13 protein-coding genes and 2 pseudogenes are annotated in these 14,541 nt (G+C 72.3%); 10 read left to right on the top strand and 5 right to left on the bottom strand.

The annotated features are described in order from the left end of the window. The first annotated feature begins 191 nt into the window (after positions 1 to 191). A complete protein-coding gene (locus BLQ63_RS00070; RefSeq protein WP_091027126.1) occupies positions 192 to 1,076 on the top strand; it encodes a helix-turn-helix domain-containing protein in 885 nt (294 codons plus the stop codon). Positions 1,077 to 1,131: 55 nt separating this feature from the next. On the opposite strand, the pseudogene BLQ63_RS28980 reads toward BLQ63_RS00070, so the two are convergent. Further along, positions 1,132 to 2,052: pseudogene (locus tag BLQ63_RS28980) on the bottom strand (formylglycine-generating enzyme family protein); the annotation flags it as partial. Between the two features lie 357 nt (positions 2,053 to 2,409). Here BLQ63_RS28980 and BLQ63_RS28145 point away from each other — a divergent pair. From BLQ63_RS28145 to BLQ63_RS00050, 4 genes are all read left to right on the top strand, one after another. Next, entirely contained in the window at positions 2,410 to 2,574 is a 165-nt protein-coding gene (locus tag BLQ63_RS28145) for a hypothetical protein (RefSeq protein WP_177154715.1), read from the top strand. 285 nt (positions 2,575 to 2,859) lie between these two features. Continuing rightward, a complete protein-coding gene (locus BLQ63_RS00060; protein ID WP_091027125.1) occupies positions 2,860 to 4,368 on the top strand; it encodes an MFS transporter in 1,509 nt (502 codons plus the stop codon). A gap of 105 nt (positions 4,369 to 4,473) precedes the next feature. Next, the gene (locus BLQ63_RS00055) at positions 4,474 to 5,028 is read left to right on the top strand and encodes a GNAT family N-acetyltransferase (RefSeq protein ID WP_091027124.1); all 555 of its coding nucleotides are present in this window, start codon (positions 4,474 to 4,476) and stop codon (positions 5,026 to 5,028) included. A 127-nt stretch (positions 5,029 to 5,155) separates the two neighbouring features. Further along, on the top strand, positions 5,156 to 6,928 hold the full coding sequence (locus tag BLQ63_RS00050; protein ID WP_091027123.1) for a chitinase: 1,773 nt from the start codon (positions 5,156 to 5,158) through the stop codon (positions 6,926 to 6,928). A gap of 46 nt (positions 6,929 to 6,974) precedes the next feature. Here BLQ63_RS00050 and BLQ63_RS00045 read toward each other — a convergent pair whose 3' ends face one another. Next, entirely contained in the window at positions 6,975 to 7,484 is a 510-nt protein-coding gene (locus tag BLQ63_RS00045; protein WP_091027122.1) for an Lrp/AsnC family transcriptional regulator, read from the bottom strand. An 86-nt stretch (positions 7,485 to 7,570) separates the two neighbouring features. Between BLQ63_RS00045 and BLQ63_RS00040 the strand changes: the two genes are divergently transcribed. Continuing rightward, on the top strand, positions 7,571 to 8,746 hold the full coding sequence (locus BLQ63_RS00040; RefSeq protein ID WP_091027121.1) for a trans-sulfuration enzyme family protein: 1,176 nt from the start codon (positions 7,571 to 7,573) through the stop codon (positions 8,744 to 8,746). A gap of 173 nt (positions 8,747 to 8,919) precedes the next feature. After that, entirely contained in the window at positions 8,920 to 10,110 is a 1,191-nt protein-coding gene (locus BLQ63_RS00035; RefSeq protein ID WP_091027120.1) for an MFS transporter, read from the top strand. Positions 10,111 to 10,116: 6 nt separating this feature from the next. On the opposite strand, the gene BLQ63_RS00030 is transcribed toward BLQ63_RS00035, so the two are convergent. Beyond that, complete coding sequence (locus tag BLQ63_RS00030; protein ID WP_091027119.1) at positions 10,117 to 10,716, bottom strand: DoxX family protein; 600 nt, start codon at positions 10,714 to 10,716, stop codon at positions 10,117 to 10,119. Positions 10,717 to 10,829: 113 nt separating this feature from the next. Here BLQ63_RS00030 and sigJ point away from each other — a divergent pair, with 113 nt between their 5' ends. Then, positions 10,830 to 11,750, top strand: a complete 921-nt coding sequence (gene sigJ, locus BLQ63_RS00025; RefSeq protein WP_091027118.1) for an RNA polymerase sigma factor SigJ — start codon at positions 10,830 to 10,832, stop codon at positions 11,748 to 11,750. A 4-nt stretch (positions 11,751 to 11,754) separates the two neighbouring features. Here the strand turns inward: sigJ and BLQ63_RS00020 are convergent, their stop codons facing one another. After that, positions 11,755 to 12,936, bottom strand: coding sequence for an RNA polymerase sigma factor (locus BLQ63_RS00020; RefSeq protein WP_245680806.1), 1,182 nt, complete (start codon positions 12,934 to 12,936; stop codon positions 11,755 to 11,757). Between the two features lie 5 nt (positions 12,937 to 12,941). Continuing rightward, positions 12,942 to 13,310 carry a YciI family protein gene (locus BLQ63_RS28725; RefSeq protein WP_091028472.1) on the bottom strand — a complete coding sequence of 123 codons (369 nt, stop codon included), beginning with the start codon at positions 13,308 to 13,310 and terminating at the stop codon, positions 12,942 to 12,944. 144 nt (positions 13,311 to 13,454) lie between these two features. On the opposite strand from BLQ63_RS28725, the gene BLQ63_RS00010 reads away from it, so the two are divergent. Next, on the top strand, positions 13,455 to 14,189 hold the full coding sequence (locus tag BLQ63_RS00010; RefSeq protein ID WP_091027116.1) for an SDR family NAD(P)-dependent oxidoreductase: 735 nt from the start codon (positions 13,455 to 13,457) through the stop codon (positions 14,187 to 14,189). A gap of 135 nt (positions 14,190 to 14,324) precedes the next feature. Further along, positions 14,325 to 14,541 (top strand): annotated as a pseudogene (locus tag BLQ63_RS28720) (NF041680 family putative transposase); the annotation flags it as partial.

The following is a 14,541-nucleotide window of genomic DNA, read 5'->3' as shown; positions in this document are numbered from 1 at the left end:
CGTCACTGGTTGGGCGCCAACCGTTCCGCGGCCGAGTGGGAGACTGGCCGATCCGCGCCGCCGTTTCGCCCGCTTCGTCCGTGCGGCATCGCTCGCGGGTCGGGAGGAGCAGAAGGCCGGGATGCGCGCGTCGGCGTGCCCGGTAATGCCAGTACCTCCTTCGCGGGCGTCGGCGGACGTACGGTGGACGCATGGATCGACGGCAGGACGCGGCGGATTTTCTCAAGTCCCGGCGGGACCGCATGACCCCGGACAAGGCGGGGGTCTTCGGATCGCCGCGGCGGCGCGTGCCCGGGCTGCGCCGCGAGGAGGTCGCGTTCCTCGCCGGTGTGAGCGTCGACTACTACGTGCGGATGGAGCGCGGCGACCTGCGCGGGGTCTCTCCCGAGGTCCTCGACGCCCTCGCTCGGGCATTGCAGTTGGACGAGGCCGAGACCGCCTACCTGCACGATCTCGCCGCCGCTGCCGGGCCCGGTTCGCGCCGGCGCCGCGAGAAGCCCGCGGACGCCTCGATCCGGCCGGGTCTGCAGCGGTTCATCGACGCCGTCACCGGTGCGGCGGTGACGGTGCAGAACCGCCGCGGGGACATCGTCGCCGCCAACGCGCTCGGACGGGCGCTGTACGCCCCCGTCCTGGGCAGTCCCGCGGGCCGGGGCAACACCGCCCGGTTCCTGTACCTCGACCCGACCGCCCGGAGCTTTTGGCCCGACTGGGAGTCGATCGCGGACCAGAACGTGGCCTCCCTGCGCTCGATCGCGGGCCAGCACCCCCACGACAAGGGCCTCCACGACCTCATCGGGGAGCTCGTCACCCGTTCCGACGCGTTCCGCGTCCGCTGGGCCTCGCACGACGTCCGGTTCCACCGCACCGGCGTCAAGCGCCTCCACCACCCCGAGGTCGGCGAGCTCGAACTGGCCTACGAGACGATGGACCTGCCCGCCAGCCCCGAGCTGCGGATGACCGCCTACACGGCCGCGCCGGACACGCCCGGCGCCGAGCGCCTCGCGCTGCTGGGCAGCCTCGCGGCGAGCGGCGCCGAGCCCGAGGACGCGGAGGCCTCGCGGCGGCCGACGTGAAGGTCTCGGGAGTAGCGCCGGTCCCTCCCGGGCTCGCCGAATCGTCCGGTAAGGACGCGTCGGCCGCGACGCGGAAGCCGATGCTGCCGCTCGAACTGTCCGGCGCGCTCGCGGAGCGGGCCGCGACGCGGTAGCGGTTGCAGTACGAGTCGTGGCTCATGTGCGAGCCGCCGCGCATGACCTTGGCATGGCCCTCCTCGGGCCCGGTCGGGTCGGCGGCGGCGGGGCCGTGGTCGCGGCCGAACCAGTCGGCGGTCCACTCCCAGACGTTGCCGACCGTGTTGTACAGGCCGAAGCCGTTGGGGGCGAACGACTGCACGGGGGCGGTCGACCGGTGGCCGTCCGATGCGGTGTTGCCCCAGGGGAAGTCGCCGCGCCAGATGTTGGCGCGGAACTCGCCGTCGGGCTCGAACTCGTCGCCCCAGGGGTAGACCGCCTGCTCGACGCCGCCGCGGGCGGCGTACTCCCATTCGGCCTCGGTGGGCAGGCGGGTGCCCGACCAGGCGCAGTAGGCCAGCGCGTCGTTCCAGGAGACGTGGGTGACGGGATGCTCGGCGAGGCCGTCCACATCGGATCCGGGACCTTCGGGGGCCCGCCAGGTGGCGCCCTCGACCGCGCGCCACCACGGCGCGGTGGGCACGCGCGGCGAGTACTCGGCGAGGGCGGGGTTGAGAAAGCCGTCGAACACGAAGGAGAAGCCGAAGGCCTCGGCCTCGGTCTCGTGGCCGGTGGCCCCGATGAAGGCGGCGAACTGCGCGACGGTGACGGTCGTGGCCGCGATCCTGAACGGCGACAGCTCGATGCGTCGGACCGGCCCTTCGGCGTCCTTCGGTCTGCCGAGGCCGTCGTCGGCGCCCATGAGGAAGGGGCCGCCGGGGAGGTCGAGGAGTCCGGGATCGGGGACCGCGCGGGCGGGCGCCGCGGCGGGGCGTCCGAGGCTCAGGACCTCGCGGCCCGGGGAGCGGTACGAGTCCATGGCGTCTCGCTCTCTGCGTAGGTGCGGAGGCGCCGCGGCGTGAGCGGCGGCCCGGCACCAGCGTAGGACCGGCGGGCCTTCAAGTCAATTGATCCGATAGGAATCATCGGATTTCGAGCGGCGGTCCGGGCCGCCGGCCGGGCCCCGGAGTCCGCAAGGGATGCCCAGACTCGGCCGCCCCTGCCGTCGCGCGGGCCACTTGCGATTGCTCCATATCCACTGAGCTGCGGATTAAACCAAGAGACATGGATGGTTTTCGATCCATTTTGGTCCTATCATCAAGGGAGGCCGGCGTTTCGCGCCGCATCTGCGGGAGCGGACTGTCCACCGGCTCACCGCCCACATTTGGAGTCCATCATGGCCACTTTCCAAGCCGTGTTCTACCTGATCGCGATCATCCTGCTGGTCGTCGCGGCACTGCCCGTCGCGAGCCGCCGCACCCGCGGCGTGGGGCTCGCGCTCCTCGCCGCCGCCTTCGCGCTCACGGCGTTCGCCGCGCCGACGATCGACGCGGCGTTCTGACGCACGCTTCTACCTGCCGAGCCTCGCCCCATTCGAGTTCGGCGGCTTAGCGCGCGATCGGAGGCGCCTCCCGGAACCGAACGGCGGAGGCGCTTGCGATCACCGCAGACCGATGGCGGTCCGCCCTTTCGAGGGCGGACCGCCATCGGCGTGCGAGGGGGCCGCCCCGGAGCGGGCCGCCACTGATCGAGATCTTTCTCCGCCGGAACCGCAAATTCCACGCACCGGTCTCGTCTCAAGGGCGACGGCGCCGCCCGAGGCGCCCCCGAACCAGGAGACGCTCCGATGACCACCACCGAGACCGGCGCCGTTCGCGCCCCGAATCCGCGCCTGGCGCTGGCACTGCTGGCCCTGCCGGCGATGCTCATCGCGATCGACATCAGCGTGCTCAGCGTCGCCCTGCCCGAGATGGCCGCCGACCTGCACCCCTCGACGGCCGAACTGCTGTGGATGAACGACATCTACGGGTTCATGGTCGGCGGCACGATGATCACGATGGGCGCGGTCGGCGACCGGATCGGGCGCCGCAGGCTCATCGTCATCTGCTCGGCGGTGTTCGCGGTCGCCTCGGCCCTCGCCGCGTTCGCCGTCGAACCGTGGATGGTCATCGCGACCCGCGCGGTCATGGGCGTCGCCGGCGCCGCCATCATGCCCGCCTCGATGGCCCTCATCGGCCGCATCTTCCTCGATCCGAAGCGGAGCATCGCCGCGATGGGCGCGTACATGACCTGCTTCCTCACCGGCATGGCCGCCGCCCCGCTGGTCGGCGGCCTCATGATGGCGCACTGGTGGTGGGGTTCGGTCTTCCTGCTCGGCGTGCCGATCATGGTGCTGGTCCTCTTCACGGCCCCTCGCCTGCTGCCGGAGTTCCGGGCCCCGCACGCCGGTCGCCTGGACCTGGCGAGCGCCGCGCTCTGCCTGGTAGCGATCCTGCTGCTCGTCGCCGCGCTCAAGCTGGCCGTCGGCGGCGGCTGGTCGTGGCAGGTCCCGGCCGCGGCCGTCGCGGGGGTCGCGCTCGGCGCGGTGTTCGTCCGCCGCCAGCGGACCCTGGACGACCCGCTCGTGGACCTGTCGCTGCTGCGGCGGCCGGGCGTGGCGCGGGTGATGTGGGTGCTGTTCCTGACCGCGCTGCTCATGGGCGGCACCTCGATTTTCTGGGCCTTCTACCTCCAGAACGCCCAGGGCCTGTCGCCGCTGCAGGCGGCGCTGTGGCTGCTGCCGTCGACCGCGGCGATGATGGTCGCCTCCAATCTCGGCCCGTGGCTGGGCCGGCGCGTGGCGCCGTCGCGCGTCGTCGTCGGCGGCCTGGCGGTCATGGCGGCGGGCTTCGCGTCGTACGCGCTGGTCTCGCCGGGACGGGCCGGGATCGTCGCGATGGTCTGCGGGAGCGTCCTCGCCACCGCCGGGATCGGGGCGGTGTTCCCGTTCCTGATGAACGACGTCATCTCGCGCGCCCCGCAGGAGCGGGCCGGTTCGGCGGCGGCGTTCGTCCAGACCGCCAACGAGATCGGGATCGCGACCGGGCTGGTCGTGCTCGGCAGCATCGGCACCGTGGTCTACCGGTCGTCGCTCGGCGCCGACGGCGGGTCCTGGGTCGACGGCTTCCGGGAGGCGGCCGAGCGCAGCGACCCGGTTCTGCTGGGCCAGGTCCAGGACGCGTTCGTCTCGGGCTTCCGGGCGGTCGGCCTCTTCGGCGTGGCCGTGATGTCGGTCGTCCTGGTCCTGCAGGCCTCCCGCCGCAAGACGGGCGAGGCGTCGCAGCCGGAGGCGGCGCGGGAGGAGGCGTTGGTCTGAGGGCCGGAGACGGCCGAAAACGGCGGTCGGCCCGGGAGGTCGGAATGTGAGAGCATGGCATCCTTTGGTGCGCGGTCTTGGTCCGCGGTCACAGATGGAGGGCACATGTTCAAGGCTTCCCTGGGCGAGGGCGCGGAGCTGCGGCCCCTCGTGCCGTCGATGGCCGAGGAGTTCGCGGCCCACATGGACCGCGGGCGGGAGTTCATCGGGCGGTACGTCTCCATCGCCGACGTGGTCGCCGATGCGGAGGCGGCCCGAAAGCTCTTGGAGACGTACGCCGAGAAGGCCGCCTCGGACACCGGGCGGATCTGGGGCATCTGGCTCGACGAGGTGCTGGTCGGCGGGGTCCTCTTCCGCACCATGGACTTCCGGATGGAGACGGCCGAGGCCGGGTGCTGGCTGGAGCCCGCGGCGGTCGGCAAGGGGCTGGTGACCCGGGGGGTCGCGGCCATCATCGACTGGGCCGTCGAGGTGCGCGGCATCCACCGCGTCGACTGGTGGGCCGCCACCGGCAACACCGCCAGCATCGCCGTGGCGAAGCGGCTCGGGATGACCAGGGAGGGCGTCATCAGGGAGGCCTACCTCCATCGGGGCGTGCGGTACGACATGGAGGGCTGGTCGGTGCTGGCTCCGGAGTGGCGCGCCGCCAAGGGGGCCTGAGGCGTCGGGGGACGCCCGCGGGCGTGGGACATTGACATTTATTAATAGGAAGATTTACTGTCAGTTGTAGGCCTTCGCGGCCGTCGGTCCCCGCGTCCCGTCCCACGCTTCCCCCCGGGAGAACCCCATGAGAAGACCCCGTCTGATCATCGCCCTCGTCGCCGCCGCGACGGCCGTGCTCGCCGGACTGCTCGTCGCCGCTCCGGCCCAGGCCGCGAACGTGCTCGCGAACCCCGGATTCGAATCCGGGACGGCCGCGCCGTGGACCTGCGAGTCCGCGCAGGTCGTCGCCTCCCCCGTCCACTCCGGGTCGAGCGCGATCCGGTCCACCGGCGGCGCCTCCACGACCGGGCGCTGCGCCCTGACCGTATCGGTGCAGCCCTCCAGCACCTACACGCTGAGCGCCTGGGTGCGCGGCTCGCACGTCTACATCGGCGCGACCGGCCACGGCCAGACCTGGACCGGCTCCCCCGGCGCCTATACGCGGCTGACCACCTCGTTCACGACCGGCGCGAACCAGACCACCGCGGAGGTCTACTTCCACAGCTGGTACGGCCAGGGCGACTACTGGGTCGACGACCTCGAGCTCGACGGCCCGCCCGGCGGCGGCGAGGGCGGCGTCCCCGGCGCTCCCGGCTCGCCCCGGGTCGACCAGGCCACCGACGGCGGCGTCACGCTCTCGTGGAACGCCGCGTCGGGCGACGTGGACGGCTACACGGTCCGCCGCCCGGGCGCGGCCGACGTCGAGACCACCGCGACCTCGGTGACCGTCGGCGGCCTCGCCGCCTGCACGACCTACGCGTTCACCGTGGCCGCCTTCAACGGCGAGGGCGAGAGTCCCGCCTCCGCCGTGAGCGCCCGGACCTCCGGGTGCCCCGAGAGCGGGCTCGCCGACCGCGCCCTCATCGGCTACCTCCACAGCAGCTTCGCCAATGGGTCCGGCTACATCCGCATGGCCGACGTGCCGTCCGAATGGGACGTCGTGAACCTCGCGTTCGGGGAGCCGACCTCGCCGACGTCGGGCGACATCCGCTTCTCGCTGTGCCCGGCCGCGGAGTGCCCGAACGTGGAGACCAAGGCCGAGTTCATCGCCGCGATCGACCGGAAGCAGGCCGAGGGGAAGAAGGTCCTGCTGTCCATCGGCGGGCAGAACGGCCAGGTCCAGCTGACCACGACCGCCGCGCGCGACGCCTTCGTCTCCTCGGTGGGCGCCATCATCGACGAGTACGGGCTCGACGGCCTCGACGTCGACCTCGAGGGCCACTCCCTGTACTTCAACGCCGGGGACACGAACTTCCGCAACCCGACGACGCCGGTCATCGTCAACCTCATCGCCGCCCTCCGGTCGCTCACGGCCGAGTACGGCGACGACTTCGTGCTCTCCATGGCCCCCGAGACGTTCTTCGTGCAGGTCGGCCATCAGTTCTACGGCGGCGCCGGCGGCGGCGACAACCGCACCGGCTCCTACCTGCCGGTGATCCACGCGCTGCGCGACCAGCTCGACGTCCTCCATGTGCAGGACTACAACTCGGGGCCCGTGATGGGCCTGGACGGCCAGTACCACAACATGGGCGGCGCCGACTTCCACATCGCCATGACCGACATGATCAAGGCGGGATTCCAGGTCGCGAACACCGGGCAGTTCTTCCCGGGCCTGCGCGAGGACCAGATCGCGTTCGGCCTGCCGGCCGCGGTGAGCGCCGGCAACGGCCACACCGCGCCCGCCCAGGTCCACCAGGCGCTCGACTGCCTGACGTCGGGCGCGAACTGCGGCGGGTACACGCTGCGCGGCGGGGTCTCGCCCGACCTGCGCGGGCTCATGACCTGGTCGATCAACTGGGACCGGTACTACGGCTGGGAGTTCATGAACAGCCACCGTCCCTACCTCGACGGGTTGTAGGAGCCGCGAGGGCCGGGCTTCGGGGGTGCCCGGCCCTTCGCGGGGCTCAGTCCGGCAGCACGCCGCGGCCCTCGCGGACCTCGAACACCAGCTGGGTCTCCGTCCGGCGCACCATCGGATGGACCGTGACGTGCTCCAGGATGAAGTCCCGCAGCGCCTCCGGGCCCGAGACGGCCACGTGCACGAGGAAGTCGTCGTCACCGCCGACGTGGAAGACCGACATGGCCCCCGGCAGGTTCACCAGCCGGTCGTAGAGGTGGTGGACGTGCTCGCGGCTGTGGCTCCCCAAGCGGACCTTGACGATCGCGTGCAGAGGCCGGCCGAGGGCCTCCGGATCGAGCCGGGCGCGGATGCCGGTGAGCACACCGGACTCGCGCAGGGCGCGCACGCGATACGCGCACGTCGACTCGGCGACCCCGGCGCGGGCCGCCAGCGCGGCATTGGTCATCCGGCCGTCCTCGACGAGCGCGGCGAGGATCGCCAGGTCGGTGCCGTCCAACGCCACTGGAGAGGGTTGCGTTTTCTTCGACTGCCCGTCCGCCACGACCACTCCCATCGATGAATCCCCATTGATATCGGCGAATAGCAATGGGTTCTTCAGCGAGTATTGCAGATCATTGCGGTTCTCCCTACAGTCTGGGCATGACTTCGCCATGGCTGCAACTCGACACCGTCGCCGTCCACGCGGGCCGCGACGACCTGGCGGAGCTCGGCGTGCACGCGCTCCCCATCGACCTGTCCTCGACCAATCCCCTGCCGGGCATCGAGTCCGGCGGCCTCTCCTACGAGGCGATGGCCTCCGGAGGCGTCCCGACCGAGGGCGGGTCGGTCTACGCGCGGCTGTGGAACCCGACCGTGGCGCGGTTCGAGTCGGCGCTGGCCGAGCTGGAGCACGCGGAGGCGGCGGTGGCGTTCGCCTCGGGGATGGCGGCCATGACCGCCGCGATCCTGGCGACCACGGGCGGGACCGGCCGCCGCCACCTCCTCGCCGTCCGTCCGCTCTACGGCGGGACCGACCACCTCCTGTCCACGGGGCTGCTCGGGACCGAGACCACGTTCTGCGCCGCGTCGGAGGTCGCCGCCGCGGTCAGGCCGGACACGGCGATGGTGGTGCTGGAGACGCCCGCGAACCCGACGCTCGAGCTGGTCGACGTCCGGGCGGTCGTCGAGGCGGCGCAGGGCGTCCCCGTGCTGGTGGACAACACCTTCGCGACGCCGGTGCTGCAGAACCCGATCGACCTGGGCGCCTCGATGGCGCTCCACAGCGCGACGAAGTACCTCGGCGGGCACGGCGACGTCGTCGGGGGCGTCGTCGCCTGCGGCGACGAGCTCGCGGCCGCGCTGCGCCGGGTCCGGGCCGTCACCGGCGGCCTGCTCCACCCGCTCGGCGCGTACCTGCTCCACAGGGGACTGACGACGCTGCCGATCCGGGTGCGGGCGCAGCAGGCGAGCGCGCAGCGCCTCGCCTCGTGGCTGCAGGCCCATCCGAGCGTCGCCCGCGTGTACTACCCGGGGATCTCGGGCGATCCGCAGGGGCTCGTCGGCAGGCAGATGAAGGGCACCGGCGCGATGATCTCGATCGACCTCCGCGGCGGCTTCGAGCAGGCCGCGCGGGTCACGTCGGCGGTGCGCCTGTTCACGCACGCGGTGTCCCTGGGCGGGGTGGACTCGCTGATCCAGCACCCGGCGGCGCTGACGCACCGGCCGGTCGCCGCCGAGGCCCGCCCCGCCGAGAGCCTGGTCAGGCTCTCCATCGGCCTCGAAGCGCTCGAAGACCTGACCGCGGACCTGGACCGGGCGCTCACCGCTCGGGGCTAGAGGCTGGGGGCTAGGGGCCCGGTATCGGAGGCGCCCTCGACTTCGCGTCGGGGGCGTCTTCGCTCTGCTGTACGATTTCCGACGGTCCTCGCCGTCGCCTCACGGTCGGGCCCCGGTTCTCCCCTGCCCGCCTGCGCTGCTCGCGCAGCCCCCCGCGAACGAGGTATCGCCCCATGTCCGGACCGACCGCGACGACACCGTCCGATCTCGACCGCCGCTCGCTGGCGGCGCTCGTCGCGCTCGCCGTGGCGGCCTTCTGCTACGTGACCGTGGAGACCGCCCCGGTCGGGCTCCTCGGCGAGATCGCCGACGACCTGGACGTCTCGCAGGCGCAGGTGGGCCTGCTGGTCACCGCGTACAGCGTCACCGTCGCGGTGACGACGCTGCCGCTGGTGAAACTGGCCGGACGCGTCCCGCGGCGCCCGCTCCTGCTGGCGCTCATGGCCGTCATGGTGGTCGCGACCGCGAGCTCGGCCGCCGCGTCCGCGTACGAGATGCTGTTCGCGGCCCGCATCGCGACCGCGCTGAGCCAGGCCGTGTTCTGGGGCGTCGTCGGGCCGGTCGCGGCCGGGATGTTCCCGGTGCGCATCCGCGGCCGGGTCATGGCCGTGGTCTACACGGGCGGTTCGATCGGCCCCATGCTCGGCGTCCCCGGCGTGACCTGGCTGGGGCAGCGGGTCGGCTGGCAGGCGGCGCTCCTGGCGATCGCGGCCATGGGCCTGGTCGCGCTCGGGACCCTGTTCGCGGCGCTGCCGTCCAAGCCGACGCGCAACGAGCACGCCGGGCGCGGTACGACGCCGGACGCGCGCCGGTTCGCGCTGGTGCTGCTCACGACCGTGCTCGCGGTCGCCGGGTTCTTCGCGGTGTACACGTACACGTCGGCGTTCATCACCACGGTCGCCGGGATGTCGGCCGCGATGCTCGGGCCGCTGCTGCTGATGCGGGGCGTGGCCGACTTCGGCGGCATCGCCGCGGGCGGCATTCTCTCCGACCGCGATCAGCGCCTCGCCGTCACGCTCCCGCTGGTACTGCTCACGGCCGTCCTGGCCGTCATGTGGGCCTTGGGGACCAGCCCCTGGGTCGCGGGCGGCGCCATCGTCCTCACCGGACTCGCGATGGGCGGGTTCAGCCCCTCGCTCCAGAACCGCATCATGGAGTTCGCGCCGGGCAGCACCGACACCGCGTCGGCGGCCGGCTCGGTGGCGTTCAACATCGGCATCGCCCTCGGCTCCTCCCTCGGCGGGCTCACCCTCGCGCACGGCGGCGCTCAGGGCATCGCGCTCACGGGCGCCGCCTTCACGGCGGCGGCCGCCGTGACGAGCCTGCTCACGGCCAATCCGGCCCGGAGCAGGCCCGCCGGCTGACGGGCGCTACTCCTCGGTCCAGCCGTTCTCGACGGCCCACTCGCGCGTGAGGTCGTCCATCGCGGGCAGGGTGAGGAACGAGACGGCGTACAGGGCGGCGAGGATCCCGATCGGGACGGCCCAGGCCCGGGGCCGGGCCTCCCAATCGCCGGTTCGGGTCTCGCGGTGGCGCAGCCGGGTCTCGGGGAGCCTGCGGTCGGCGGGCCTGAGCGCCCAGGACGCGACGCCGACGAGAACGAAGACCAGGGGCACGCCCCACGACCTGACGCCGTCGCCGGCGACCAGGTGCGCGACCACGGCGCCCGACCACAGGAAGAAGCAGCCCGCGTACGCCCACTCCTTGACGAGCGCGAGCCGGGGCGCGACGACGACGGCGACCGCGCCGACCTGCCACACGCCGATGAGGTAGGCGAAGTGGTGCGGGTATCCGAGGTGCCGCAGCTGGGCCTCGATCCATTCGATCGGGATCAGGTTCCACACCGATCCGGAGGCCAGTTCGTAGGCCATGACGAGCGTCACGGCCCAGTAGGCGACGGTGCGCGGTCGGCCGCTGCGCGGTGCCGCCCCGGTCGCTGGGCCTGTCGTCTCGGTCGTCGGGGTCTGCATCGCGGTCTCCTCGTGAAGTCGTCGAGGCGGGTTCGCCTCGGCGGTACGACAACGCGGCCCCGCCGAATGTCAGGCCGGCCTCACAATTCGGTGCGCTGCGGCGTCGGAGGGGTATGGACCGAAGCGAAGAGAGCGGGGCCGGGTCGGAGCCGGATGCGGGCCTGAGCGCGATCATGGGCGAGCGGGGGCAGCTGATCAACGTCGCGTACCGGCTCCTGGGGTCCCTGGCCGACGCCGAGGACGTCGTCCAGGAGGCGTACGCCCGCTGGTACGCCATGACGCCGCCGGAGCGGGAGGCCATCAGGTCCCCCGGCGCCTGGCTGACCACGGTCGCCGGCCGCATCTGCCTGAACCAGCTCACCTCGGCGCGCGCCAGGCGGGAGACCTATGTGGGCGAATGGCTTCCCGAGCCGCTGCCCGACCGGGCGGCGGGCCGGCCGGAGGTCGACCCGGCCGACCGGGTCACGCTCGACGAGTCGGTCCACATGGCGTTCCTCGTCGTGCTCGAGTCGATGACCCCGGCCGAACGCGTCGCGTTCGTCCTGCACGACGTCTTCCGGTACCCGTTCAACGACGTGGCCGCGATCGTCGGCCGCACGCCCGCGGCCTGCCGCCAGCTCGCGTCCTCGGCCCGCCGCCGCGTGCGCGACTCCCGGGCGCCCGCGACCTCCGCCGCGCGGCGCGCCGGGATCGTCCGGGACTTCAAGCGGGCCTGGGAGCGCAACGACATCGACGCCCTCATCGGACTGCTCGACCCGGAGGCGTCGGCGATCGCCGACGGGGGCGGCGCCGGCGCCCTGCTCCGCCCGGTCGAGGGCGCCGAGCGGATCGTGGCCTCCATGGTCCGTCTCGAGGACCGGCTCCGGCGCCTGCGGATCCTGGAGCGCACGGTCAACGGCCAGCCCGGACTGATCGCCCAGCTGGACGGCGCCACCGTGTCGGTGTACGCGTTCGCGTTCGCGGGCGACCGGATCACGCGGATCTGGGCGGTGCGCAACCCGGACAAGCTCCGGAGTTGGACGGAGGAGGCCTGACCCGTCAGCCGACTTCTTCGGCGCGGCGGCGCAGGAAGCGCTGCTCGGGAAGGCTCGCGGTGGTCCGCGCGGCCAGGAGGTAGGCCTCGCGCGCGGCCTCGCGGTCGCCGGCGCGGTCGAGCAGGAATCCGCGCACCGCGTGGAAGCGGTGGTGGCGGTTTAGGGTGGTCTCCAACTCCCGCAACAGGTCCAGGCCCGCGCGCGGGCCTTCGCTCATGCCGACGGCGACGGCGCGGTTCAGCGTGACCATCGGGGCGGGATCGAGGCGGTTGAGGATGCGGTACAGCACCGCGATCTGCGCCCAGTCGGTGTCGGCGGCGTCGTCCCGCTCCACGTGCAGGGCCGCGATCGCGGCCTGGAGCTGGTAGGGGCCGAGCTCGGAGGACAGCATCGCGTCCTCCACGAGCCGGGTGCCCTCGGCGATCAGTCCGCGGTCCCAGAGCCTCCGGTCCTGCTCGTCCAGCGGGATGAGCGCTCCGTCGGAGGATTCCCTTGCGGCCGTGCGGGACTCGGTGAGCAGCATCAGCGCCAGCAGGCCGGCCGCCTCGCCGTCGCCGGGGACGTCCTCGCGCAGCATCCGGGTCAGCCGGATCGCCTCGGAGGCCAGGTCGCGGCGTTGCAGCCGCTCCCCCGCGCTCGCGGTGTAGCCCTCGTTGAAGATCAGGTACAGCACGCGCAGCACGGTCCGCATCCGCTGCGGCCGTTCGTGTTCCGGTGGAGGGGTGAAGCGCGCCCCGACGAGTTTCCCCTTCGCGCGGCTGATGCGCGGGCCCATCGTCGCCTCCGGCACCAGGAACGCGCGCGCGATCTCGCCGGTGGTGAGGCCGCCGACCGCGCGCAGCGTCAGCGCGACCTGCGACGCCGGAGTCAGTGCCGGGTGGCAGCACAGGAGCAGGAGTGTCAGGGTGTCGTCGTGCCCGGCCGCCTCGGCGGGCACCTCCTGTGCCGCGGCGACCGATTCGCGGCGGCGCCGCGCCTCGTCGCCGCGGATGCGGTCGATCATGCGGCGCGAGGCGACCCGGTAGAGCCAGCCGTTCGGGTTGTCGGGCAGCCCTTCCTCGGGCCAGATCCGGGTGGCCTCCACCAGCGCGTCCTGCACGGCGTCCTCGCAGGCCGCGAAGTCGCCGTACCGGCGGGTCAGCGCGCCGAGGACGCGCGGCACGGCTGCGCGCAGCGCGTCCTCCACGCCCCTCACATCTCCGACCCGGCCTCGAACATGATCTGGCGGACCTCGATCCCGAGCCCGGGGATCGTCGCGTCGGGGATCTTCTTCGCCAGTTCGACGGCGCGCTCCTTGCTCTCGACGTCGACGAGGTAGTAGCCGCCGATGAACTCCTTGGCCTCCACGAACGGGCCGTCGGTCGCGGTCGGGACGCCGTCGGCGGCCTTGACCGTGACGCTCGCGGACGGGTCGGAGAGCGCCTGCGTGCTGATCATCTCGCCGGAGGCGGTGATCTCGTTCATGAAGTCGCCGTGGCCGGAGCCGATCATGGCCTGCTCCTCTTCGGTCAGGGCGTCGAGCACCTTCGGGTTGACGTTCATGATGAGTAGGAATTTCATGATGTTCTCCTTGTCGGTTCGCACCCCCGAGTCGGAGCCGCCAACGCGATTTTGACATCCGGCGGAGGATTATTTCCGGCTTCGGTCCCGGCCACCGGTCTTTGCGGGATACGGCCTTGCCCGACAGGGCGATACGGTGTGCCGATGAACCGATTCGAAGGCAGGGTCGCCGTCGTCACGGGCGGGGCCAAGGGTATCGGGGCGGCCTGCGCGGTCCGCCTCGCGAGCGAGGGGGCGGTCGTCCACATCGCCGACGTGGACGAGGAGGCGGGGCGCCGACTCGCCGAGCGGACCGGAGGCGTCGTCTTCAACCGGTGCGACGCCTCCAGCGCGGCCGACTGGAAGTCGCTGTCGGCGGCGGTGCTCGACGCGCACGGCCGCGTCGACGTGCTGGTCTCCAACGCCTTCGCGAGCGTCAACGGCGCGCCCCACGAGTTGACCGAGGCGGACTGGGACCTGACGCAGGACGTCACGCTGAAGGCGACGTACCTGGGGGTCAAGGCGTTCATCGGGCCGCTGCGGGCGGCGCGCGGCTCGGTCGTGGCGGTCACCTCGGTCCACGCCCACCGCTCCCTGCACGGCTACACGGCCTACGCCGCCGCCAAGGGCGGGCTCAGCGCGCTCATCCGGCAGCTGGCGGTCGAGTACTCGCCGGACGTGCGGTTCAACGCGGTCGCGCCCGGCCCGATCCTGACCACGCACTGGGCGGGCACCTCGGAGGAGGAGATCGTCTTCGCGGGCGAGCAGACGCTGGCCGGCCGGGTCGGGCGGCCCGACGAGGTCGCCGCCGCCGTCGCGTTCCTCGCCTCCGGGGAGGCGAGCTACGTGACCGGCGCCGAGCTGCCCGTGGACGGCGGCTGGCTCGCGTTCAAGCACTAGGGGGGTTCGTGAACACCCCCTAGGCTTGATTTTTAACCTTTGGTGCTGGTCAGGCACTCCCGCTTGAATACGAGCGAAGCCCTTGCTTGATGATTCTTGTTGCGACACAAAGAATCTCAACAGCAAGGGCTTCGTTTGTCTATTCTCCCTGAACCCGGCACCGGCGCGGGAGCCGGGGCGCTGCGGGACTTCCGGGCCGGATTCCATCAGTGCCTGACCGCCCGCTCGGATGCGCTGTTCGAGCTGACCGACGCGGTGCTGTGTAGCTCCGGGCCAGTGGTTTCGCTGCCGGGCTTGTCACTGACCGGGGTGTTCACCCGAGGGCACGGTGCACTCTACGACGCTCTGTCCG

Origin of the sequence: Glycomyces harbinensis (genome assembly GCF_900101745.1) — a bacterium.
GTDB lineage: Bacteria > Actinomycetota > Actinomycetes > Mycobacteriales > Micromonosporaceae > Glycomyces > Glycomyces harbinensis.
The sequence above is the reverse complement of the archived record's forward strand: the minus strand, read 5'-3'. Positions and strand labels throughout refer to the sequence as shown.

What these genes read in the sequence shown, in the direction of transcription:
- BLQ63_RS00035 (WP_091027120.1), top strand. Translation starts at nt 8,920, where the DNA reads ATGTCCGGACCGACCGCGACGACACCGTCCGATCTCGACCGCCGCTCG.
- BLQ63_RS00030 (WP_091027119.1), bottom strand. Translation starts at nt 10,716, where the DNA reads ATGCAGACCCCGACGACCGAGACGACAGGCCCAGCGACCGGGGCGGCA.
- BLQ63_RS00050 (WP_091027123.1), top strand. Translation starts at nt 5,156, where the DNA reads ATGAGAAGACCCCGTCTGATCATCGCCCTCGTCGCCGCCGCGACGGCC.
- BLQ63_RS28725 (WP_091028472.1), bottom strand. Translation starts at nt 13,310, where the DNA reads ATGAAATTCCTACTCATCATGAACGTCAACCCGAAGGTGCTCGACGCC.
- BLQ63_RS00055 (WP_091027124.1), top strand. Translation starts at nt 4,474, where the DNA reads ATGTTCAAGGCTTCCCTGGGCGAGGGCGCGGAGCTGCGGCCCCTCGTG.
- BLQ63_RS28145 (WP_177154715.1), top strand. Translation starts at nt 2,410, where the DNA reads ATGGCCACTTTCCAAGCCGTGTTCTACCTGATCGCGATCATCCTGCTG.
- BLQ63_RS00045 (WP_091027122.1), bottom strand. Translation starts at nt 7,484, where the DNA reads ATGGGAGTGGTCGTGGCGGACGGGCAGTCGAAGAAAACGCAACCCTCT.
- BLQ63_RS00060 (WP_091027125.1), top strand. Translation starts at nt 2,860, where the DNA reads ATGACCACCACCGAGACCGGCGCCGTTCGCGCCCCGAATCCGCGCCTG.
- BLQ63_RS00010 (WP_091027116.1), top strand. Translation starts at nt 13,455, where the DNA reads ATGAACCGATTCGAAGGCAGGGTCGCCGTCGTCACGGGCGGGGCCAAG.
- sigJ (WP_091027118.1), top strand. Translation starts at nt 10,830, where the DNA reads ATGGACCGAAGCGAAGAGAGCGGGGCCGGGTCGGAGCCGGATGCGGGC.
- BLQ63_RS00070 (WP_091027126.1), top strand. Translation starts at nt 192, where the DNA reads ATGGATCGACGGCAGGACGCGGCGGATTTTCTCAAGTCCCGGCGGGAC.
- BLQ63_RS00040 (WP_091027121.1), top strand. Translation starts at nt 7,571, where the DNA reads ATGACTTCGCCATGGCTGCAACTCGACACCGTCGCCGTCCACGCGGGC.